At 40.0% G+C, this 20,902-nt stretch carries 20 protein-coding genes and 1 tRNA gene; 15 read left to right on the plus strand and 6 right to left on the minus strand.

What is annotated here, in order from left to right:
- Positions 1 to 119: 119 nt before the first annotated feature.
- From HPC41_RS20595 to HPC41_RS20605, 3 genes are all read left to right on the plus strand, one after another.
- Positions 120 to 1,421: a UDP-N-acetylmuramoyl-tripeptide--D-alanyl-D-alanine ligase gene (locus tag HPC41_RS20595; protein WP_172395983.1), complete on the plus strand. Its 1,302-nt coding sequence runs from the start codon at positions 120 to 122 to the stop codon at positions 1,419 to 1,421.
- Between the two features lie 250 nt (positions 1,422 to 1,671).
- On the plus strand, positions 1,672 to 2,466 hold the full coding sequence (truA, locus tag HPC41_RS20600; protein ID WP_246250935.1) for a tRNA pseudouridine(38-40) synthase TruA: 795 nt from the start codon (positions 1,672 to 1,674) through the stop codon (positions 2,464 to 2,466).
- A gap of 9 nt (positions 2,467 to 2,475) precedes the next feature.
- A complete protein-coding gene (locus HPC41_RS20605) occupies positions 2,476 to 4,239 on the plus strand; it encodes an ABC transporter ATP-binding protein (protein ID WP_172395984.1) in 1,764 nt (587 codons plus the stop codon).
- A gap of 3 nt (positions 4,240 to 4,242) precedes the next feature.
- Here the strand turns inward: HPC41_RS20605 and HPC41_RS20610 are convergent, their stop codons facing one another.
- Positions 4,243 to 4,761: a PglD-related sugar-binding protein gene (locus HPC41_RS20610; RefSeq protein WP_172395985.1), complete on the minus strand. Its 519-nt coding sequence runs from the start codon at positions 4,759 to 4,761 to the stop codon at positions 4,243 to 4,245.
- A 210-nt stretch (positions 4,762 to 4,971) separates the two neighbouring features.
- Between HPC41_RS20610 and HPC41_RS20615 the strand changes: the two genes are divergently transcribed.
- Positions 4,972 to 5,454 (plus strand): DUF4293 domain-containing protein, encoded by a 483-nt coding sequence (locus HPC41_RS20615; protein WP_172395986.1) that lies wholly within the window; start codon positions 4,972 to 4,974, stop codon positions 5,452 to 5,454.
- A gap of 67 nt (positions 5,455 to 5,521) precedes the next feature.
- Positions 5,522 to 5,989 (plus strand): hypothetical protein, encoded by a 468-nt coding sequence (locus HPC41_RS20620; protein ID WP_172395987.1) that lies wholly within the window; start codon positions 5,522 to 5,524, stop codon positions 5,987 to 5,989.
- An 86-nt stretch (positions 5,990 to 6,075) separates the two neighbouring features.
- On the opposite strand, the gene HPC41_RS20625 is transcribed toward HPC41_RS20620, so the two are convergent.
- The gene (locus HPC41_RS20625) at positions 6,076 to 6,615 is read right to left on the minus strand and encodes a tetratricopeptide repeat protein (RefSeq protein WP_172395988.1); all 540 of its coding nucleotides are present in this window, start codon (positions 6,613 to 6,615) and stop codon (positions 6,076 to 6,078) included.
- Between the two features lie 234 nt (positions 6,616 to 6,849).
- Between HPC41_RS20625 and ung the strand changes: the two genes are divergently transcribed.
- A complete protein-coding gene (gene ung / locus HPC41_RS20630) occupies positions 6,850 to 7,524 on the plus strand; it encodes a uracil-DNA glycosylase (protein WP_172395989.1) in 675 nt (224 codons plus the stop codon).
- A 164-nt stretch (positions 7,525 to 7,688) separates the two neighbouring features.
- Here the strand turns inward: ung and HPC41_RS20635 are convergent, their stop codons facing one another.
- Entirely contained in the window at positions 7,689 to 8,159 is a 471-nt protein-coding gene (locus HPC41_RS20635) for an Lrp/AsnC family transcriptional regulator (protein ID WP_028071042.1), read from the minus strand.
- Positions 8,160 to 8,489: 330 nt separating this feature from the next.
- On the opposite strand from HPC41_RS20635, the gene sufB reads away from it, so the two are divergent.
- The 4 genes from sufB (at position 8,490) to HPC41_RS20655 (ending at position 13,791) form a co-directional block, all read left to right on the plus strand.
- Positions 8,490 to 9,941, plus strand: a complete 1,452-nt coding sequence (sufB, locus tag HPC41_RS20640) for a Fe-S cluster assembly protein SufB (protein WP_172395990.1) — start codon at positions 8,490 to 8,492, stop codon at positions 9,939 to 9,941.
- Positions 9,942 to 10,001: 60 nt separating this feature from the next.
- Positions 10,002 to 10,760 (plus strand): Fe-S cluster assembly ATPase SufC, encoded by a 759-nt coding sequence (sufC, locus tag HPC41_RS20645; RefSeq protein ID WP_108635099.1) that lies wholly within the window; start codon positions 10,002 to 10,004, stop codon positions 10,758 to 10,760.
- 60 nt (positions 10,761 to 10,820) lie between these two features.
- On the plus strand, positions 10,821 to 12,128 hold the full coding sequence (gene sufD, locus HPC41_RS20650) for a Fe-S cluster assembly protein SufD (protein ID WP_172395991.1): 1,308 nt from the start codon (positions 10,821 to 10,823) through the stop codon (positions 12,126 to 12,128).
- A 433-nt stretch (positions 12,129 to 12,561) separates the two neighbouring features.
- The gene (locus tag HPC41_RS20655) at positions 12,562 to 13,791 is read left to right on the plus strand and encodes an MFS transporter (RefSeq protein WP_172395992.1); all 1,230 of its coding nucleotides are present in this window, start codon (positions 12,562 to 12,564) and stop codon (positions 13,789 to 13,791) included.
- Positions 13,792 to 13,835: 44 nt separating this feature from the next.
- Here HPC41_RS20655 and HPC41_RS20660 read toward each other — a convergent pair.
- Positions 13,836 to 13,911 (minus strand) — tRNA-Gly (locus tag HPC41_RS20660).
- A 59-nt stretch (positions 13,912 to 13,970) separates the two neighbouring features.
- The gene (locus HPC41_RS20665) at positions 13,971 to 15,515 is read right to left on the minus strand and encodes an NAD(P)/FAD-dependent oxidoreductase (RefSeq protein ID WP_172395993.1); all 1,545 of its coding nucleotides are present in this window, start codon (positions 15,513 to 15,515) and stop codon (positions 13,971 to 13,973) included.
- Positions 15,516 to 15,682: 167 nt separating this feature from the next.
- Between HPC41_RS20665 and HPC41_RS20670 the strand changes: the two genes are divergently transcribed.
- From HPC41_RS20670 to HPC41_RS20690, 5 genes are all read left to right on the plus strand, one after another.
- Positions 15,683 to 16,261 (plus strand): LemA family protein, encoded by a 579-nt coding sequence (locus HPC41_RS20670; RefSeq protein WP_108635100.1) that lies wholly within the window; start codon positions 15,683 to 15,685, stop codon positions 16,259 to 16,261.
- 153 nt (positions 16,262 to 16,414) lie between these two features.
- Positions 16,415 to 16,843: a TPM domain-containing protein gene (locus HPC41_RS20675; RefSeq protein ID WP_172395994.1), complete on the plus strand. Its 429-nt coding sequence runs from the start codon at positions 16,415 to 16,417 to the stop codon at positions 16,841 to 16,843.
- 19 nt (positions 16,844 to 16,862) lie between these two features.
- Positions 16,863 to 17,654 carry a TPM domain-containing protein gene (locus HPC41_RS20680; RefSeq protein ID WP_420240161.1) on the plus strand — a complete coding sequence of 264 codons (792 nt, stop codon included), beginning with the start codon at positions 16,863 to 16,865 and terminating at the stop codon, positions 17,652 to 17,654.
- A gap of 74 nt (positions 17,655 to 17,728) precedes the next feature.
- A complete protein-coding gene (locus HPC41_RS20685; RefSeq protein WP_172395995.1) occupies positions 17,729 to 18,868 on the plus strand; it encodes a TlpA disulfide reductase family protein in 1,140 nt (379 codons plus the stop codon).
- Positions 18,869 to 19,167: 299 nt separating this feature from the next.
- A complete protein-coding gene (locus HPC41_RS20690) occupies positions 19,168 to 19,614 on the plus strand; it encodes a hypothetical protein (protein ID WP_172395996.1) in 447 nt (148 codons plus the stop codon).
- 121 nt (positions 19,615 to 19,735) lie between these two features.
- On the opposite strand, the gene pfkA is transcribed toward HPC41_RS20690, so the two are convergent.
- Positions 19,736 to 20,710 (minus strand): 6-phosphofructokinase, encoded by a 975-nt coding sequence (gene pfkA, locus HPC41_RS20695; protein WP_172395997.1) that lies wholly within the window; start codon positions 20,708 to 20,710, stop codon positions 19,736 to 19,738.
- Positions 20,711 to 20,902 lie beyond the last annotated feature (192 nt).

A 20,902-nucleotide genomic window follows, 5' to 3' on the forward strand; every position in this document is an offset into this window, starting at 1 on the left:
TAAAATAAATGCGCAAACGTTATCGGTGACGTTTGCGTGAATTAAATTATTTGATATGTTTCTGCCTATTTATTCGAAATCGGGCAGAATGGTTATATTTGCTCATCAAATTTCTAAATATGGACATCCAATCTTTATATCAGGTTTATAAAAAGTATCCAAGCATTACAACTGATACACGTAAAATTGAGAAGGATAGTATATTTTTTGCTTTGAAAGGGGCAAATTTCAATGGAAATACATTTGCAGAACAGGCGCTGGAGATCGGTGCAAGGTATGTGGTCATTGATGAGGAAATTTATAAAAAAAGCGAACAATATATTTTAGTTGACGATGTGCTTAAAGCTTTGCAGGACCTAGCAAATTATCATCGGAAACAATTAAACATTCCGATAATCGGTGTGACGGGGACCAATGGAAAGACAACGACAAAAGAATTATTATATTCAGTTGTCTCTCAGAAATATAAGACCTATGCCACAAGAGGGAACCTCAACAACCATATTGGTGTTCCATTGACATTACTGGCTATCGATGCGTCAATTGAAGTTGCCATTATCGAAATGGGTGCTAACCATTTACGAGAAATTGCCTTTTTGTGCGCAATTGCTGAACCAACTCACGGATTAATTTCCAATGTTGGGAAAGCTCATCTGGAAGGTTTTGGTTCTTTTGAAGGCGTTAAAAAAACAAAAGGCGAACTGTACGATTGGCTTCAAGATCACCATGGAGTCTTGTTTTTGCAGGCGGATAACGCGCATCTAAGGGAAATGGCTGCTACCCGCCAAATAGCTGATATTGTAACATATGGGTTTTCTGAGAATAATGACATCATCGGTAAATTGTTGAAAGCGACTCCATTATTACAGATCTCCTGGAAGAGAAAGGAGGATCAGCATACCTATATTATTGATACGCAACTAACAGGGGCATACAATACGGAGAACTTTTTGGCTGCCATCGCGGTAGGATTACATTTCAACATTGTTCCGCAAGCCATCAATTCGGGTATTGAAAATTATACGCCGACAAACAATCGCTCGCAAATCATGAATACGGCAAAAAATACAGTGATCTGTGACTATTATAATGCGAATGCAACGAGTATGGCTGCTGCTCTGGATAATATTAGGATTATCGAAGCGGAGAAGAAGGCTGTTATTCTTGGGGATATGTTTGAGCTTGGCGCTGAATCCTTTGAAGAACATAGAAAAATCGTAGATAATGTTAAAAGCATGTTTGTAGATCGTAAGATTCTTGTCGGCAAGGCATTCTTTGAACATAGAAATGATGATGCTGAATTTTATGAAAATACTTTAGAAGCGAAAGCCGCTCTACTGGAAGATCCAATTGTAGGGGCTACTGTATTGTTAAAAGCATCACGCGGCATGGCTTTTGAAAATCTGATAGACCTATTATAGGTACTTTTCCTTTTTATAAGGACTGGATTTTAAATTGGTCTCTACGCAGCATGTTCGTGCAATGTTTTCACAGTGAGCGCACTTAAAAATATGACTTTAACAAGATTTGATCATACGACTTAACGATTGATGATAAGTCCGTACAGGCTAATTTCCTTATTGAGGTATGAATCAAACCCAAACGCACCTAAAGTTTTGTCATGTAAGGATTAAATATTGACTAAAATGAGCAAAAACCTCCTGCCAAAAAATGCAGCTCATTTGGAAAAATGTACCTTTGTGTCGTATCATGGATAAAAGACGTTTTTTTTTGGAAATAGCCTATTTTGGACAAGGTTATCATGGTTGGCAGATTCAAAACAATGCTATTTCGGTACAGGAAGTATTGAATAAAGCATTGGAAACTTTGCTACGGGAGCCTGTCGAGACCACCGGAGCAGGAAGAACGGATACAGGTGTGCATGCGAAGCAGTTGTATGTACATTTTGATGCTGCCCCTAGAGGGATATTAGCAAATTCAGACCGTTTTATTCATTCACTTAATGCCTTACTTCCGTTTGATGTTGCGGTTAAAAATTTGATCGAAGTTGCAGATACGGCGCATGCCCGATTCGATGCAACCCATAGATCTTATGAGTATCATCTTCACTTCCATAAGGATCCGTTCATCTATCCCTATTCTTGTTTCATGCGCGACCGCCCTGATGTGGATAAAATGAACGAGGCTGCTCAGTTCTTGCTGGGTAAGCAAGATTTTGAATGCTTTAGCAAGTCCCATACCCAAGTATTTACAAATATTTGTGATATTCGTAGAGCAGAATGGTTATGGTACGACGAGCAGAAGCTCGTGTTTCATGTTACCGCCGATCGTTTTTTGCGCAATATGGTGCGCGCTATAGTAGGGACATCTTTGGAGATCGGGCTGAAGGGGAAACCAGCGTCTTTTATGCGGGAAGTTATCAAAAGCAAAAGCCGCAGCAAAGCAGGAGTATCGGTTCCTGCGCATGGATTATATTTAACAGAAGTAGCGTACCCTTATATATAAAATATTAACGTGAGTCAAGATAAAATAACAGGTAAAACCTACGATGTCAATTTGTTACGAAGAATGGGCCGCTATATGCGACCTTATCATACTGCATTTTGGATATCAGTAGCTTTAACAATACTATTGGCAGCCGTGGCCCCAGCGCTACCGATGCTTATTCAGCATACCTTAGATAGCTATATCTTAAATTTCGATACGGCAGGGTTATCGTATATGTTGATTGCAATGTTGGCATTAGTGATTGTGCAGACCTTGATTCGTTATTATCATACCCTGATGACAAATACGCTGGGACAGTCTGTTATTCGGGATATTCGAATTCAGGTATTTAACCATATTGTACAGTTACGTCTTAGATATTTTGATCGTACTGCCTTAGGGAAATTGATTACACGGACGATATCCGACCTAGAGACACTTTCCAACATCTTTTCTGAAGGATTGATCCAGATTATTGGTGATCTACTGCAGTTGGCCGTGATATTGGGGGTGATGTTCTATTCCGATTGGAAATTGACTTTAATCGTACTTATTCCTATGCCGTTGATGATCGCTGCAACCTATGTTTTTAAAGAGGCGATGAAAGCTGCTTTTATAGATGTCAGGAAATGGGTCTCCAATTTGAATACATTTTTGCAGGAGCATATCACCGGGGTCGGTATTATCCAATATTTTGCACGAGAAAAGCAGGAGATGGATAAATTTATAGAAATCAATGCGCAGCATCGAAACGCTCATATCCGTACGAATTGGTACTTTTCTATCTTTTTTCCTGTTTTAGAAATTATTATGGCGATTTCATTGGGTTTGTTAGTGTGGTTTGGAGCCAAGCAGATTATGGGCGACGTGATCTCGCCAGGTGTAGTCGTTGCATTTATCATGTATATCAACATGATTTTTAGGCCTATCCGTGAACTGATCGATAAATTCAATACCCTTCAAATGGGGATGGTGAGTGCTGAACGTATTTTTGAAGTCCTAGATACCGATGAGATGACCCCAAACTTAGGTACATTGAAACCTGGACATATTAAAGGGGAAATTACATTCAACCACGTGTGGTTTGCCTATAACGATGAGAGTTGGGTACTAAAAGATGTGAATTTCAGTGTACAGCCTGGCGAAACATTGGCTTTGGTCGGCGCTACTGGTGCGGGAAAATCCTCTACGATTAATATTTTAAGTCGGTTTTATGAAATCAATAAAGGTGAAATTTTGTTGGATAACGAAAATATTCGTGACTACGATCTTGATTATTTGAGAAATACCATAGCGACGGTGTTGCAAGACGTATTTCTTTTTTCAGATACTGTCATCAATAATATCACCTTGGGCGATCCTTCAATTTCTCGGGAGCAAGTAATCGAAGCGGCCAAAGAAGTAGGGGCGCATGATTTTATTATGCGACTTCCAGGCGGATATGACTACGATGTTAAAGAAAGAGGGGCAACACTGTCAGCGGGCCAGGCACAATTAATTTCTTTTATTCGGGCATTGGTGCATGATCCGAGAATTCTGATCTTGGATGAGGCTACTTCTTCCGTTGATACCGAAACAGAGGAAATGATCCAGCGCGCGATCGATAATTTAATGCGGGGAAGGACATCAATTGTTATTGCCCACCGCTTGTCCACCATTCAAAAGGCGGACAAGATTATTGTCTTGGACAAAGGTGAAATTAAGGAAATCGGAACACACCAAGAACTTTTGTCTTTTGATGGTTACTATAAAAAGCTATACGATCTACAGTTTCATTCTGCGGGAATTTAATCACTAAATGACACTCTCTTTGGGGATGGTTTCTTCGTCTTGAATATGTGTATTCGCTTTGATTTCTGATCCTCTACCTACGAGTACATTGGCTCCAATGGAAACATTTGGCCCAACATTCACAAAGTCCTCAATGATTGTGTTGCTTTCAATGACTGCCGAACCTGAAATGATACAATGATTGCCAATCTGTACATCTGGGGCTATTGTTGCTCCAGGGAGAATAATACAGCCCTCGCCAATTTCAGCTCTTTTGGAAACATAGGCTTTAGGGTGGATTAGGGATTGAAAATTCCATTCAGGATTTTCCGATACTATCCTTTCACGTAGTCCCGGGTTTTTGACGGCAATGAAGAAGTTTTCTGTTGCATCTTTAATCTGATGGTGGAGTTGGACCTCATAGTCAAATATATCCTCAATTAACAACGACTTGTCAATAAGCCCTCCTATCTCGATATCCAAATCTTCGGCAATATCCACTGCTGTTTTCGCATGTGCAGTTGCACCATATATATATAACATGATCTTTTAAATTTGTGCAAAGATAATGCTTTCTGAAAAGAACTCCATACAGTCGCTTTTAGCAATACTCGAGGATAGACATTCATGCCCATGCTGAATTGATGAACATAATTATCTTTTAAAAGTCGCAACAAAATAGCCTTTTCGATTGTTGTGATTTCTAAAAAGAAAGAAAGCTTATTATATTTGTTGATATACAAAAATTAAAATATGATTCAACGTATCCAAACTGTTTATTTACTCGTGGCAGGATTAATTATATTCGGCTTATTTTTATTCCCTTATGTAAATTACAGTGATTTAGTAGGTTTGGGAAAGAATGTAAAGGTGACAGGGGTCTATGGTGTTGCCGCCGGACAGCCTGTGCATGAAGGTGGTTTTGGTTATATCCTTCAGACTATCGTGGCAGCGCTATTAGGCTTGCTCCCGATCTTTACGATATTCAAATTCAAGCAACGTAAGATACAGATTTTGTTGATATGGGTAGAGATTGTGGCGGTTATCTTTTTCGCAATTTGGCTTTACTCTTCGGCAAGCACACATCTGGCTACAGTTGGTCAGTTCTTGGGCGCAGGAAATATTGGGGTAGGCTTCTTTTTACTACCAATATCAATTATTTTTTGTGCGCTAGCATTGGGAGGGGTACGTCGGGACGAGAAATTGATTCGTTCAGCTGATCGTTTGCGCGCATAATTTTTATTAACAGGATTTTTAATAGAGAGAAGCCACGCTTAACGTGGCTTTTTAGATGATATAATATATGACTAAATTTTTCCGTTATGCCACTGTTCTGCTTTTTCTTTGCTTGGCAGGTGGTGCCATTCAAGCTCAGTCTGCGGATTCATTACTGGTGGTTGATGATATTCAGTTTGATGTAAAAGGGTATAATATAGATAAAGCAACAAACGAGCTTGTTATTAATTTGTTTGCAATATCTTATAGCAGAACTCCCCGGGAATACAAAATGAATACGTTCTCAACACAGATCTTTGATCAAAAGAAACAAGCCCATTTCTTTTCGTCGATTCAGATGGGCAACGTCCGGATTGGATTTGAGGATAAACAGAACTATTTGCATTACTTGCTTGAGGAGGATAAGCCTATAGATATTCAAGTTATTGTGAAGGATTGGAAAAAAACAGATAAACCCATCAGTGTAAAGCTTGTTTTTGAAAGTAGTGAAGAGGAAGGCAAATTCCTTGATGTGCCTATCATACTGGATAAATAGCGGACAGATGATATGAAATAAAAGAGCGCTGTAATCCTTTAGGGTTCAGCGCTCTTTTTTAGCTCTCGATAATATTTAGTCCGAAACTAACGATTATATCGGATTTGTTGTTTATCCAGCATGCCCATCTGATCTTTCATCATTTTTATCTGGTCAGCCAGCAACTTATTTTTATCTGCTTTTTTAGCTTCTTGAAGTAGTTTCTCCGCTTCACGTTTGTTTCGTTTTGCCATGGCTACACCGGCTAAGCTTAATTTTGCCAATGCGATGTTGTGATCCATATGAAGACCGAGTGTCAATGCTTTTTTGAAATATTTTTCGGATTGCATTGGAGCACGTTGGGATTCAATCAATCCGATCAACATATTGTAATAACCGTGTTGTTGCGGAATTAACTGTTTTTCATAATTCGTGATTTTTCTTAACCATTTTTCGGCAGTAGCCATATCTTGTTTGCGCATATACCACTGCGCGATAAGCATGTATTCATGGAAAAATACAGTGACAAAGCCAAGGATTGTGATCAAGATGCCTAGAATTCCCCATCCCCAATTTCCTGTCCAAAATAAAGCAATTGTCCCAATCAGCAATGCACTGCAAATGATGATTCTAACGAGATTTGACATAAATCTTTGTTTAAAAAATATTTGTGTTCAATTTAATTCTGCAAATATCCGTTAATTTCGTCGTTTAAGCAACTTGTTCAAGTGGTTATTTTGTAAAATTATATTTTTTCGTTTTGATGTTAATGGTTAAAGAGGCTATTGAACCATAGGTGATGCCGCAGCTTTAAAGCCGATATGAATACGTACAGGTGAATAAAATTTGTCATTGCATGCAACTTTATCTAAGTTTGATCTATGGAAAAACTGTATGATGACTCTTGGGCCCCGGTGCTGAAACCTTTGTTCAGTCAGCCTTATATGAAACAATTGTCTTCCTTTGTACAAGAAGAGCGCCAACGCGCGAAAGTGTTTCCTCCAGCTAATCTGGTGATGAATGCTTTCAAACTCACACCACTTTACAATGTTAAAGTTGTTATTTTAGGTCAGGATCCTTATCATAATGACGGTCAGGCGCATGGCCTGTCTTTTTCTGTGCCGGAGGGTATTGCCTTACCTCCTTCTCTAAAAAATATATTTAAGGAACTTCAGGATGATATTGAAGGGTTTGTGGAGCCTCGATCGGGAGATTTAACAGCTTGGGCCAAACAGGGCGTATTGTTGCTCAATGCGACATTGACTGTTCAGGCTCATTTGGCCGGCTCGCACCAAAAAAGAGGCTGGGAAATTTTTACGGATAGCATCATCCATGCTATTTCAGAGCAATGTGAACATGTTGTTTTTCTCCTCTGGGGAAGTTATGCGCAAAAGAAGAGTGTATTAATTGACGCACGTAAACATCTTATTTTGACATCGGTACATCCTTCTCCTCTTTCTGTTTATCGCGGATTCTTTGGAAGTAAACACTTTTCGAAGGCAAATAAATATTTAGTGGAACATGGTAAGGTCCCTATCGATTGGCGTTTGTCCTAACTAATTTACCACCAGCCGAAAAAAAAACGTCTAAAAGACGTTCGGCAGGTGCGTATCGTTCAAATCAAAACATCATCCACACCTCTTCCCTATGGATGGTAGGATCGGGTAAGCAAGGATTATAACAAGACCTTGATATCAGGATGATGTTTTCATACGTATCTTTAATATTCCAAGGGAATGATTGGTTCCTTTTTGCTGGTAGACATGATCATCATCGTTTGGAATGTTTTTACAAACGGAATCTTGGCAATCTTTTCCATAATAACGCCTTCGTAGGCTTTTATATCTTTTACGTATACCTTAAGAATGAAATCACAATTGCCAGTGACGTGATGACATTCGGTTACCTCTGGAATCATTTTTACTGCGGCGACAAATTCAGGAATTGCGTTGTGTGTGTGGAAATCCAATGAAATCTGTATAAAGGATTTGATACCTAGGCCCAATTTTTCTTCGTCGACAAAAGCATGGTAACTTTTGATGAAACCCGAATTTTCAAGCTTCCTTACGCGTTCCAAAGTCGGCGCCGGCGAGAGTCCAATACTTGATGCTAATTGCAAATTAGTAATGCGACCATTCTCTTGTAGTAGTTTAAGAATTTTTAAATCTGTTTTGTCTGGTGCAAACGGCATATCTTAAGTCTTAATAATCAATAGTATTTGTAAATATACAAAATTATATTTGGAAATTTAAAAAAATACAAAATTATTGATGATTAATAGATTTTGACTATAATATGGTCTTTATGTTATAATTTTAATTGATTTAAAATCATTTGACTGTCATAATCAATTAAAATGTGCGCATTTCAATGAAATGAGGTGATAAATGTCATTTTTTTATTAAAAATACCTGTTTACGGATACATAAAATGTATTTTATTGGCTTTGAAATTGTAACTTTGCAGTTCGATAGGTGTGGAGGCTAGCCCTCCCGAATTAGTTAAACCGTGAGAGCGCAATATGAGTACTAAAGACGACGATTTATTAAAAGAGCTGGAGCTCGAAGAATATAAATACGGGTTCACGACAGATATCGAAATGGAAATCGCAGCCAAAGGCCTTACAGAGGATACGGTTCGTTTTATTTCGGCAAAAAAGAATGAGCCTGAATGGTTATTGGAGTGGAGATTGAAAGCTTTTCGTCATTTCTTGACGTTAAAGATGCCTACTTGGCAAAATTTCAGGGCTCCAGAGATTGATTTTCAGGATCTATCTTATTATGCTGCCCCTAAAGCAAAGCCACAAGTCAATTCCATGGATGAAGTTGATCCTGAGTTGATTGCTACGTTTGAAAAGCTGGGTATACCTTTGGACGAACAAAAGATATTGGCTGGTGTGGTTGCTGTTGATGCAGTTTTTGACTCCGTATCAGTAAAGACAACTTTTCGTGAGAAGCTAAAGGAGCAAGGAGTGATTTTCTGTTCATTTGGTGAAGCAGTGCAAGAGCACCCTGATTTAGTGAAGAAATATTTGGGAACAGTAGTTCCTCAAACAGATAATATCTATGCTGCATTAAACTCTGCTGTGTTTTCGGATGGATCATTTGTTTATGTTCCAAAGGGCGTGAAATGTCCAATGGAGTTATCAACTTATTTCCGTATTAATGCTCAGAATACGGGTCAGTTTGAACGTACATTAATCGTTGCGGACGAAGGGGCTTATGTGTCGTACTTAGAGGGATGTACTGCGCCGATGCGTGATGAGAATCAATTACATGCAGCTGTTGTGGAATTGATTGCTGAGCGCGATGCAGAAATTAAATATTCAACTGTACAGAACTGGTATCCTGGTGACAAAGATGGGAAAGGTGGTATTTTTAACTTTGTAACCAAACGTGGTATTTGTAGAGGAGATAACAGCAAGATCTCTTGGACTCAAGTAGAGACCGGATCTGCAATTACCTGGAAATATCCAGGTGTGATCCTAAAAGGGGATAATTCGGTCGGCGAGTTCTACTCGGTTGCGATGACTCGTAATTACCAAGTTGCTGATACAGGAACGAAGATGATCCATTTGGGTAAGAATACGAAATCCAAAATTGTTTCAAAAGGAATTTCCGCGGGAAAAAGCCATAACAGCTACAGAGGATTAGTGAAAATCGGCCCTAATGCTGATAACTCCCGAAACTTTACCCAATGTGATTCTTTATTGATCGGTGATAGATGTGGTGCACATACATTTCCATACATCGAAAACCGCAATAAGACAGCAAAATTGGAGCACGAGGCGACTACATCGAAAATTGGTGAAGATCAGGTGTTTTATTTAAACCAACGTGGTATTGATTCTGAGAAAGCGGTTGGATTAATTGTTAATGGTTACGCCAAAGAGGTGTTAAATCAGTTGCCAATGGAATTTGCTGTGGAAGCACAGAAATTATTGGCTATTTCTTTAGAAGGTTCAGTAGGATAGATAAAAATAATTGAGCGCGCTAAATTGGTAGCATACTGCTCAATACTCAATACGAATAAAATGTTAAGCATTAAAAATTTACATGCGTCTGTAGAAGACAAACAAATATTAAAGGGATTAAACCTGGAAGTTAAAGCAGGGGAAATTCATGCCATTATGGGGCCTAATGGAGCTGGAAAAAGTACCTTAGGAAATGTGTTGGCTGGACGCGAATCATATGAAGTGAATGAAGGTTCTGCTTTTTTGGATGGCGTGGATTTATTGGATCTTTCTCCAGAAGATCGTGCCCGTGAGGGACTGTTCTTAGCGTTCCAATATCCTGTTGAAATCCCGGGAGTATCGAATATTAATTTTCTGAAAACAGCAGTGAATGATATTCGTGAATATAAAGGTTTGCCTCCGATGGAAGCTAAAGAATTCTTACAAATGGTGAAGGATAAGCAAAAACTGGTTGAGTTTTCGGCTAATTTAGCGAATCGTTCTTTGAATGAAGGGTTCTCCGGTGGTGAAAAAAAGCGTAACGAGATTTTTCAGCTGGCGATGTTGAATCCTAAATTATCGATCTTGGATGAAACAGATTCAGGTTTGGATATCGATGCACTTCGTATAGTTGCAAATGGTGTGAATCAGCTGCGCTCCAAAGACAATGCCTTTATTGTCATCACTCACTACCAACGTCTGTTGGATTATATCGTTCCAGATTTTGTTCACGTATTGTACAATGGTCGTATCGTGAAATCAGGGCCTAAAGAATTGGCTTTAGAGCTAGAAGAAAAAGGATACGATTGGTTAAAAGAATATGATACACAAAACGCTTAATCTTTTACACCGGTAAAATAGGAGTGGAAGAGAATTTTGGCGATTTGATTAAAAAATAACATGAGTACATTAGTTTCAGAATCATTACTTCAACAAGTGTTGGGAGCTTTTAAAGAGCAATCTGTTTCAGACGGACCTGCCTTCTTTACGGAGGCACGTCAACACGCATTCGAACGTTTCGAAGCAGCAGGCTTTCCCACAGTTAAGAATGAAGAATGGAAATATACAAACATTCACAGTATTATCAATAAGCCCTATGCGCTTGATGTAGATGTGGATATCGAGGGCTTGGATTTTAGTGCGGGAGAGATCCCGAATTTGGATGCGTACCGTATTATTCTGGTTAACGGCCAGTATGTATTGGCTGTGAGTGAGCTGGAAAAAGTAAAGGGACTTGTTGTTATTCCAATGGATGACGCTGTCGCTGAACCTGCATTTCAGGCACATTTTGCTCAATACGCTGATAAATCCGATAACATCATGGTGGCGCTTAATACAGCTGCTTTTACAAATGGTGTATTTATCCACTTAAAGAAAGGTGTTGTACTTGACAAACCGATACAGATCATCCACGTAGCGACAGGGAAAGAAGATTTTTTTGCGCAAACACGGAATTTGGTTGTTGTTGAACCCAACGCTGAACTTGAGTTGATCGAAAGCTTTATCACGGCAGATGGTAGCGCAAGCAATGTGCATAATAAAGTTTCAGAAATTATAGTAAAAGAGCATGCTAAAGTTCAACATTACTATCTCCAAGTGGCAGAATCAGTAAGCCGATACTTTAACCATACGGAAGTATACCAGGAGAAATATAGCCTTTACAATAACTATAACTGTAATTTTCCAGGAGCTTCTTTTATTCGCAATAATATTAATGTACGTTTAGATGCGGAAAACGTAGAGAGTCATCTGTATGGTATTAACCTGACGGCAGGTGATCAACTCGTCGACAATCATACTGTTGTGGATCATCTTAAGCCACATTGTGAATCTTACGAATGGTATAAGAATATTACACAGGATAAATCTACTGCTGTTTTCAACGGAAAAATCTTTGTTCGCGAAGACGCGCAAAAAACCAATGCTTTCCAACAGAATAATAACATGTTGATGTCGGATAATTCAGCGGTTTATACCAAACCTCAACTCGAGATTTTTGCGGATGATGTGAAATGTTCACACGGATGTACGATAGGTCAATTTGATAATGAGGCTTTGTTTTATTTGAGAGCTCGCGGAATTGGTGAAGAATCAGCGCGTATCCTGCTCGTACATGCCTTTGCTTTTGATGTGACCACCCGTTTTTCAAACGAAGTTGTCCGAAAATATGTAGAAGAATTGGTGGAAGAAAGCTTAAGAACGAATTAAACAAAATCACACAAGCTATATAAACAAAAAAAGGCGTTTACCGATTCGGTAAACGCCTTTTTTTGATGAATATTTTATTTTTCGGATTAGAGAAAACAGTTTTGAGGTAGTCAGCAGTCTTGGAGTTGTGTTTTTGCTTCTTTTCTCTTACTTTTATACCGTTATGAACATGTCTTTGCATACAATTTACGCTTATAAACCTTGGGTTTTATAGCTCATTTACGTTTTTAAATTCTCAATTGAACACACCTATTCACTTAATGAATAGCATGATTCTCTCTGAAGTATCCAGTGGCAGCTTTGGCTAGCCTGATCATGGGAGTGTGTCATGCAGCATATTTTCATTATTGATGCAGTATGTATTATAAACGTTTTATTTAATGTGTTGATCATTCTTGATCATACACCTGTTGTATTTTTTACTTAAAATTTGATGGAAAAAAATAACTGGTTTCGTACCTATAGTTATATATGGATTGGGCAATTTATTTCTTTACTGTCCAGTTCAGCGGTCAACTTTTCGATCATGATCTGGTTGAGTTTGACGCACAGGTCTGCTGAGATATTGGCTTTTGCCGCTATTGCTGGTTTGTTACCTCAGGCGATTATCGGACCATTTGCCGGTGTCTATATAGATCGTTGGGATAGAAAGAAAGTCATGATTTTCGCTGACGGGTTTATCGCCCTCTGTACCTTAGGGATGACTTTCGTGCTAAAAAGTGATGGTACCAACATGTTTCTGATCTATCTATTGATGGCCTGTCGTTCGATCGGGTCTGCATTTCATTCGCCGGCTATGCAAGCAATTGCGCCATTGCTCGTTCCCGAGGACAAGTTATTGCGTGTATCGGGGATTAATCAAATGCTACAGTCAGTAAGTAGTATTGCTGGTCCTGCATTGGGCACTTTGGCTATTAGCTATTTCCCCATTTCGAGTGTCTTGTATCTGGATGTCATTGGAGCTGCGGTAGCCATTATATCTTTACTTTTTGTAACCATCCCGCATCTTTCACGATCTGATGTGAAACCCTCGATTATTGCCGTTTTGGATGACCTTAGAGAAGGAATGAGGACTATCTATCATAATAAAGGATTGAAAATGTTGTTCCTGTATGCTATGATAGCGACTTTCTGTATTATGCCTGTTGCGATCATGTTTCCTTTGTTGACGATTGGTCATTACGGTGGTGGCAAATGGGAAATGAGTATTATTGAGATTATTTGGGGCATAGGAATGCTGATCGGTGGGAGCTTTTTGGGATTAGCAAAGGTATCGATGTCCAAAGTAGCGTTGGTTAACAGCATGCATATTGTACTGGGAATCACATTTGCGATCTCGGGTTTGTTTCCCTCCAGCTGGTTTATTCCATTTGTCATTATGACGGGCTTTGGGGGCGTTTCAATGTCTATTTTCTCCGCGTCATTTATGACCATTATTCAAGAGCAGGTACCGGCAGAAATGTTAGGGCGTGTATTCTCGCTTTATTTTAGCATCGCTATTTTACCAAGTATGATAGGACTCCTGTTTACAGGCTTTATCGCTGACGTGATCGGAGTGGCAACGGCGTTTGTTATTGCTGGTCTTATTGTTGTATTGGTGGGATTGCTGTCTTTTTTGAACAGGTCAATTATGCGCTTAGGAGTGAGCGGAAAAATAAAGTAATTCCAAACAAAAAACGCTTCCAGATTTTGGAAGCGTTTTTTGTTTGGAGCGAAAGACGAGATTCGAACTCGCGACCCCAACCTTGGCAAGGTTGTGCTCTACCAACTGAGCTACTTTCGCGTTGATGCTACAAAAGTAAGGCATTTCTTCTTATTCTGCAAGAGAAAAAATAAAAAATCTTAGCTTAAATCAATTGCATCGACACAATTAATTCCGTCTATTGCGGCCGAAATAATACCGCCGGCATAGCCCGCCCCCTCCCCACAAGGGTAAAGTCCTTTGACCTGAGGGTGTTGCAGGTTTTCTTTGTTTCGCGGTATACGTATAGGCGAAGATGTCCTCGATTCTACGCCGACCAGGATAGCCTCGTTTGTATAATAGCCTTTCATCTTTTTACCAAATATTGGGAGGGCACCCCGAAGCGCTTCATGTACAAAAGTTGGTAAAACCTCTCGCAAGTCGGCCGAAGAGGTTCCGGGTTTATACGAGTTTTCCGGTAGATCCAAGGAAACTCGGCCTTCGACAAAGTCAACCATGCGCTGTGCAGGTGCAACAAGGTTTCCTCCACCAACTTCGAAAGCTCGGTGTTCGATCTGTTTTTGAAAATCAAGTAAAGCAAAGGGATCATTTAGCGCATTAGGTACATCTTCGAGGTTGATCTGAATGACGGTACCTGAATTGGCGTGTGGATTATTCCGTTTAGAAGGAGACCAGCCGTTGACGACGATTTCGTTATGGTCAGTTGCACAGGGAGCAATAACGCCACCCGGACACATACAAAATGAAAAGACACCGCGATCATTGACTTGCTCGACTAGACTATAATAGGCTGGTGGCAAATGTTCACTTCTGACCTGACAATGGTATTGAGCCTGATCAATTATAGCCTGTGGATGTTCGATGCGGACACCGAGCGCAAAAGCTTTTGCTTCAATCAACCAATTATTGCGATGAAATAGTTCGAAAATATCACGCGCGGAGTGGCCCGTGGCTACAATAACATGATCGGCTTTGATTTCTTCTCCACTGGCTAATTTTACCCCACGGGCCTGACCAAAGGATTCCAATATATCATCTACACGTTGATCGAAAAGAAACTCACCTCCAAATTCGATCACACTCTCCCGCATCGCTTCAATAATATGAGGGAGCTTGTTGGTGCCGATGTGGGGGCGGGCATTCACTAAAATGTCCGTTGTCGCTCCATGAGATACAAAAAGCTTAAGGACTTTGTCAACGTCACCTCTTTTATTGGAGCGGGTATAAAGCTTGCCGTCAGAATAGGTGCCCGCACCACCTTCCCCAAAACAGTAGTTGGATTCGGGGTTCACAGTGCCCTCGCGGTTTAGCTTCGCAAGATCGCGTCTTCGGTCCTGTACTTTTTTGCCTCTCTCAATGACAATTGGTTTGAGACCACGTTCAATACAGCGGATCGCGGCGAATAAACCTGCGGGGCCAGCACCGATGATGATGACGGGTTTTCCCGACTGCACAGATTTAAAATGATTTTCATAAATCTCCGGTAGGGGAAATTCGTCGATATAAAAAATCACCCGTGCTCTGTAAACCACTTGTTTACTACGGGCGTCAATAGAGCGTTTACGGATTTTATAACCTTTGAGCTGTTGTGGTTGCAGGCGTAGCATTTTTGCGCCTTGCTGTAGGATATATTGCTCATCTTCGATTTTCTCCGGAAGGATCGCAATCTCAATTTCTTTTTGCATAAGATAAAAGGGCTGGGTTTTTATCCCAAAACCACCACAAAGTTACGGAATATTGGTTGTTTGCCGATTTGGAAATAAAAATATTCTTATCTTAGTAGGAGCTTGGTATATGCTTTGATAGTGTAAACGTATAATTTGAATAGTATTTAATTCTTTGAACAATGAAAATGAAAAGATTTTTAGTAGCCCTATGCGGTTTATTTGCATTAGTATCATTAAACTCATGTGGTTACAATACGATGGTTTCTCAGGACGAGAACGTCAAAGGGAAATGGGCACAGGTTGAAAATGCTTACCAACGTCGTGCGGATTTGGTTCCGAACTTGGTGAACACTGTGAAGGGTGCAGCTAAGCACGAAGAAAGCACATTAACTGCGGTCGTTGAAGCAAGAGCTAAGGCAACTTCGGTTACCATCAATGCAGATGATTTATCGGAGGAGAATATCGCTAAATTCCAAAAAGTACAAGATCAGTTCAGTGGTTCTTTGAGCCGTCTATTGGCTTCGGTAGAGGCCTACCCGGACTTAAAGGCAAATCAAAACTTTTTGGAATTGCAAGCGCAATTGGAAGGGACAGAAAACCGTATTTCGACGGAACGTAGATCCTATAATGAAGCTGTACAGCAATTCAATACGACTGTACGTAGCTTCCCAAATAATTTAATGGCGGGCATGTTTGGGTTTAAAGCCAAAGGAACATTTACAGCTGCACCTGGCTCAGATAAGGCACCGACTGTATCATTCTAATAACATCTTGTTAGAAATGGACGAAATGATGGATGATGCGGCTTGCGTATAAGCCCTTCATCCATTTTTTATACAGATTGTTTTACAAAGACGTGTTTACATGGGAGAGCCGGGCAGACTGATCTTGAATGTAGACATCATTGACGAAATATTATGGCTTTAAATGCAGAAGAACAAGAAAGAATCGTTCATGCTATTAATATGGCAGAAAACGAGACATCGGGAGAAATCCGGGTTGTGATAGAAAATCATTGCCCTGATGAAGTCCACGATCGTGCAACGTACTATTTTTCCAAATTGGGCATGCATAAAACCGTGCTAAAAAATGGAGTGCTTATTTACATCGCATTGGAGGATCATAAATTTTCTATCATTGGTGATAAAGGGATCAATCAACGCGTAGAAAGCGACTTTTGGAATTGTACCAAAGATCTTATGGTCGAAGAATTCCGTATGGATAAAATTGTAGAGGGACTGGTGAAGGGAATTGAACATGCGGGCAAACAATTAGCGAAATTCTTTCCCAGAGAACATGATGATATCAATGAACTTCCAAATGATATTGTTTTTGGTGATCGCTAATCAATAAAAAATAAAACTTATGTTGAAATTATTTTCTCGGGTTCGGATTCCAGTCATGGTGATGGTGCTGTGGGCGCTGGCCTTCATGAGTGCAATAGGGCAGGATTTTCCAGAGACACCCAATAAACTTGTCAATGATTATACAAATACATTGACGGCCGGTCAAAAACAGCAATTGGAGCAAAAGCTGTTGGCATTTGAAGATTCTACTTCTACACAGATTGCTGTGGTAATGATGAACTCTACTGGAGGTTATGATATCTCAGATTATGCTGTCCGTCTGGCGAAGAAGTGGGGTGTTGGTAATAAAAAGTACAATAATGGTATTTTATTATTGGCGGCATTGGGCGACCGAGCTGTTACCATTCAGACCGGCTATGGGATCGAAGGGGCAGTGCCCGATGCGATTGCCTATCGTATTATTGAGAATGATATCAAACCAGCCTTTCGTCAGGGCGATTATTATAGTGGAGTTGACAAGGCTACAAATTCTCTTATTTCCTATGCCAAAGGTGAATATAAAGCTGATCCCAAACAGCCTAGCGGCCGTGGATCGGGATCCATCATATTTGTCATTATTGTCGTGATATTTCTAGTTGTGATGTTTTCAAATCGCGGTGGCGGTGGAAAAGGAGGCGGGCGCGTGATGAATGGTCGTGGCTCTTCAGATATTTTTTGGTGGACTTTGCTTAACGGTCTCGGGGGAGGCAACCGAGGTGGTGGCGGTGGATTTGGAGGTGGATCCGGCGGTGGGTTTGGCGGATTTGGAGGCGGCGATTTCGGTGGTGGCGGTGCTTCGGGACGATGGTAACAACTTTGCTAAATAATGTTAAATAGCGTGTCAATGCAACGGAAATCTTTTACATTTATGGGAAGTATATAATTATGAAGAAGGGAATATTGATGGGTTTAAGCTTTTTACCAGCCTTATTGATGGCACAAGAAAGCTATACAGTGACAGGAAAAGTGAATGCAGCTTCTGATAAGGCTAAGGTATTTATGCAGTACGCCAATAATGGTGCCCGTCAGCTAGATTCAGCTGCTGTGGTCAAAGGTGAGTTTAAATTCAACGGTCAGGTAGCATCGCCAACTAAAGGTGTGATGATTTATTCTGCGGAAGGGCTTTCCTTTGGCGAACTCCGGGGTGCACAAAAGCAACCTGAAACGGCTCAGTTGTATTTGTCAAAAGGCGTGATCAACGTAGATGCATCCAAAGGATTTAAAGATGCTGTGATAACAGGTACGTCGATCAATGATGACTTTACGCAATACAAAGCATTTGTAAAACCTTATGCAGATCAATTTGAAGGCTTAAATCAACAATATTATGCGGCTTCTGATGCACAGAAACAGGATCCGAAGTTTATTGAAGGTCTGCAAAAACAAGCGGGCGAGATTTCTGAAAAGATGGAAAAGGCTGATGCTGAGTTTATCAACAAAAATCCAAAAAGCTGGTATACATTAGATCTCCTTGCTGAAAATGTAAATGGTGAAAACGTTAATGGATATCTGGCCTCTTTTGATAAGCTATCTCCCGAACTGAAAAATTCTGAGAAGGGTAAAGAATTAGCGGATCGTATTCAAAAATTAAAAGCTGTTGCTGTAGGTTCTGTGGCACCAGATTTTACGTTACCGGATACGACAGGCAATAACGTGTCTCTATCTTCATTGCGAGGCAAATATGTATTGTTGGATTTCTGGGCGAGCTGGTGTGGACCTTGTCGTCACGAAAATCCGAACGTTGTTGCCGCATTCAATAAATTTAAAGATAAAGGCTTTACTGTGTTTGGTGTTTCCTTGGACAACCCAGGTAAAAAGGATGCTTGGTTAAAAGCGATTCATGATGATAATTTGCAACAATGGCCACATGTGTCTGATTTGCAGGGTTGGAAATCGGCCCCTGTGAAATTGTATGAAGTACGCGGAATTCCACAGAATTTCTTAATTGATCCTTCTGGTAAAATTGTCGCTTCTAATTTAAGAGGAGAGGCTTTGGAAGCTAAATTGGCGGAGCTATTAAAATAGACTCTTTCAGTTTCTTAGATTAATATAGAACACCTATTTAAAATCTTATCTTTGTTGATGGATTTTAAATAGGTGTTTTTTGTGAAAGCTGTACTGCTTCTCGACCTTTGTTTGTGGAGATGGCTTTTCTAAGCGCCTAATTGCTTCGTATGGCAAAGGATGGGTTTTAAAAAACATGAGCTTCTTTAGGCCAAGAGAAACATTTATTAACGGATTTCAAAAAGCATTATTTGCTTTTTGCAAGGCATATAGACTACTATAGCGTTCATTAATGATAAACTGCGTGTAAAACACAAAAAATGAGAAAAAAACTGATACTGGTGATTGCTTTAAGTATTTTAGCTTTTGCCTGTAATTCCAAGAAAGAAAATGGTGTACCAGTCGTAAATCTGGAGGCGCTTAGTGCAATTCCCCTAGATCATTCCATCGAGGCTTTGGCAAAGGGTAAGGAATATATAGATGTGACATTACCACCAAATGCGCGAATCGATGAGTTGTCACAGCAGGAGCTGGGGCTACTGAAGGCTGCAGCTTATCGTTTCTATCATCATGTAAGCTTAAAGGATAACCAGTATAAGGTAGATATTAAAGATCCAAAGTCTTTATACATTTCCGACCAAGTTATCAAAGCCTACGAGCAGGCGATCCAAAATACCAACCATTTCGCAGATTCAATGGCGAAAACTGGACAGACGATTCAATTGCCAGCTGTGAATGAGGAATATCTCAATAAGCTACTGAAATAGTAATTTCAAACGAATGTAAAAGCTGGTCAGATAGTGGTATTGTTTAATTTAGGATATAAAAAACACGCATGAAATTGATTTCATGCGTGTTTTTTATATATTAGTCTTGTAAAAGAGCTCCTTATAAAGAAAGTATCTCAATGATGCGAAGTAGATCTTCGTTCAGTTTTACGTTATGTTTAATCGCGCTCTTAAAAGGAGTGAATCTAACTTCGCTACAGATTAGTCCGGCCATTTCTCCTCTACGGCCAGCAACAAGCGCTTCTACTGCAGCAACGCCAAGTCTACTGGCCAATACACGATCCATACATGTTGGGCTTCCACCACGTTGGATGTGGCCTAAAATAGAAAGCCTTACATCATAATGCGGAAAATTCTCCTTTATTTTTTCCGAAACGACCATTCCACCTTCTTTGTCCCCTTCGGCGACGATGATGATGCGTGAAGATTTATTCTTCCGGCTTTTATCCAGCCTTTTCATGATTGCATCGTAATCCACCTCAAACTCGGGAACCAATACAGCTTCAGCACCCGTACTTATACCAGAACGGATGGCAATCAAGCCAGAATCACGTCCCATCACTTCGATGACAAACACACGATCATGGGATTCTGCAGTGTCACGGATTTTGTCTACTGCTTGAATAACAGTGTTTATTGCTGTATCATAGCCGATGGTGAAATCGGTTCCAGCCAGGTCGTTATCAATTGTACCTGGTAAACCAATAATAGGGAAGTCAAATTCATCGATAAATTTAGATGCGCCAGTGAAGGTTCCGTCACCACCGATGACCACCATCGCATCAATTTCATGGCTACGTAAGTTATCATAAGCTTGTTTACGTCCTTCGACAGTCTTGAATGCCTCGCTGCGCGCAGTTTTTAGAATAGTTCCGCCACGTTGTATGATATTGGCCACGGATTTTGCATCCATGGGGAAAATCTCACCATTTACCAAACCATCATAGCCCCTGCGTATACCAAATACCTCAAGATTGTTATAGATACCTGCTCTTACAACAGCACGAATACCCGCATTCATTCCTGGAGCATCCCCTCCAGATGTCAAAACAGCAATTTTTTTAATGTTACTCATACGAACTCAAACTTAGCTATTTTTGTGCTTATATACAATTATATTTCCGTTATTAAAAGTTCCGAATCGCTTAAAAGCAATTAATTAATTGCCTTCTGCTGTGCAATTAATCTAAATCAGTGTCAAACTTCATGTTAACTTTACAATGGAGCCTTGAATTATAAAAAGCGATAATACCCACTAGACAGTCTG

It is taken from the genome of Sphingobacterium prati (assembly GCF_013167215.1).
In the GTDB taxonomy this organism is placed as follows: domain Bacteria; phylum Bacteroidota; class Bacteroidia; order Sphingobacteriales; family Sphingobacteriaceae; genus Sphingobacterium; species Sphingobacterium prati.

What these genes read in the sequence shown, in the direction of transcription:
- HPC41_RS20615 (WP_172395986.1), top strand. Translation starts at nt 4,972, where the DNA reads ATGATTCAACGTATCCAAACTGTTTATTTACTCGTGGCAGGATTAATT.
- HPC41_RS20665 (WP_172395993.1), bottom strand. Translation starts at nt 15,515, where the DNA reads ATGCAAAAAGAAATTGAGATTGCGATCCTTCCGGAGAAAATCGAAGAT.
- HPC41_RS20610 (WP_172395985.1), bottom strand. Translation starts at nt 4,761, where the DNA reads ATGTTATATATATATGGTGCAACTGCACATGCGAAAACAGCAGTGGAT.
- sufB (WP_172395990.1), top strand. Translation starts at nt 8,490, where the DNA reads ATGAGTACTAAAGACGACGATTTATTAAAAGAGCTGGAGCTCGAAGAA.
- HPC41_RS20680 (WP_420240161.1), top strand. Translation starts at nt 16,863, where the DNA reads ATGTTGAAATTATTTTCTCGGGTTCGGATTCCAGTCATGGTGATGGTG.
- sufD (WP_172395991.1), top strand. Translation starts at nt 10,821, where the DNA reads ATGAGTACATTAGTTTCAGAATCATTACTTCAACAAGTGTTGGGAGCT.
- HPC41_RS20655 (WP_172395992.1), top strand. Translation starts at nt 12,562, where the DNA reads ATGGAAAAAAATAACTGGTTTCGTACCTATAGTTATATATGGATTGGG.
- HPC41_RS20675 (WP_172395994.1), top strand. Translation starts at nt 16,415, where the DNA reads ATGGCTTTAAATGCAGAAGAACAAGAAAGAATCGTTCATGCTATTAAT.
- HPC41_RS20690 (WP_172395996.1), top strand. Translation starts at nt 19,168, where the DNA reads ATGAGAAAAAAACTGATACTGGTGATTGCTTTAAGTATTTTAGCTTTT.
- HPC41_RS20635 (WP_028071042.1), bottom strand. Translation starts at nt 8,159, where the DNA reads ATGCCGTTTGCACCAGACAAAACAGATTTAAAAATTCTTAAACTACTA.
- HPC41_RS20595 (WP_172395983.1), top strand. Translation starts at nt 120, where the DNA reads ATGGACATCCAATCTTTATATCAGGTTTATAAAAAGTATCCAAGCATT.
- HPC41_RS20670 (WP_108635100.1), top strand. Translation starts at nt 15,683, where the DNA reads ATGAAAAGATTTTTAGTAGCCCTATGCGGTTTATTTGCATTAGTATCA.
- HPC41_RS20625 (WP_172395988.1), bottom strand. Translation starts at nt 6,615, where the DNA reads ATGTCAAATCTCGTTAGAATCATCATTTGCAGTGCATTGCTGATTGGG.
- truA (WP_246250935.1), top strand. Translation starts at nt 1,672, where the DNA reads ATGCAGCTCATTTGGAAAAATGTACCTTTGTGTCGTATCATGGATAAA.
- pfkA (WP_172395997.1), bottom strand. Translation starts at nt 20,710, where the DNA reads ATGAGTAACATTAAAAAAATTGCTGTTTTGACATCTGGAGGGGATGCT.
- sufC (WP_108635099.1), top strand. Translation starts at nt 10,002, where the DNA reads ATGTTAAGCATTAAAAATTTACATGCGTCTGTAGAAGACAAACAAATA.
- HPC41_RS20685 (WP_172395995.1), top strand. Translation starts at nt 17,729, where the DNA reads ATGAAGAAGGGAATATTGATGGGTTTAAGCTTTTTACCAGCCTTATTG.
- ung (WP_172395989.1), top strand. Translation starts at nt 6,850, where the DNA reads ATGGAAAAACTGTATGATGACTCTTGGGCCCCGGTGCTGAAACCTTTG.
- HPC41_RS20620 (WP_172395987.1), top strand. Translation starts at nt 5,522, where the DNA reads ATGACTAAATTTTTCCGTTATGCCACTGTTCTGCTTTTTCTTTGCTTG.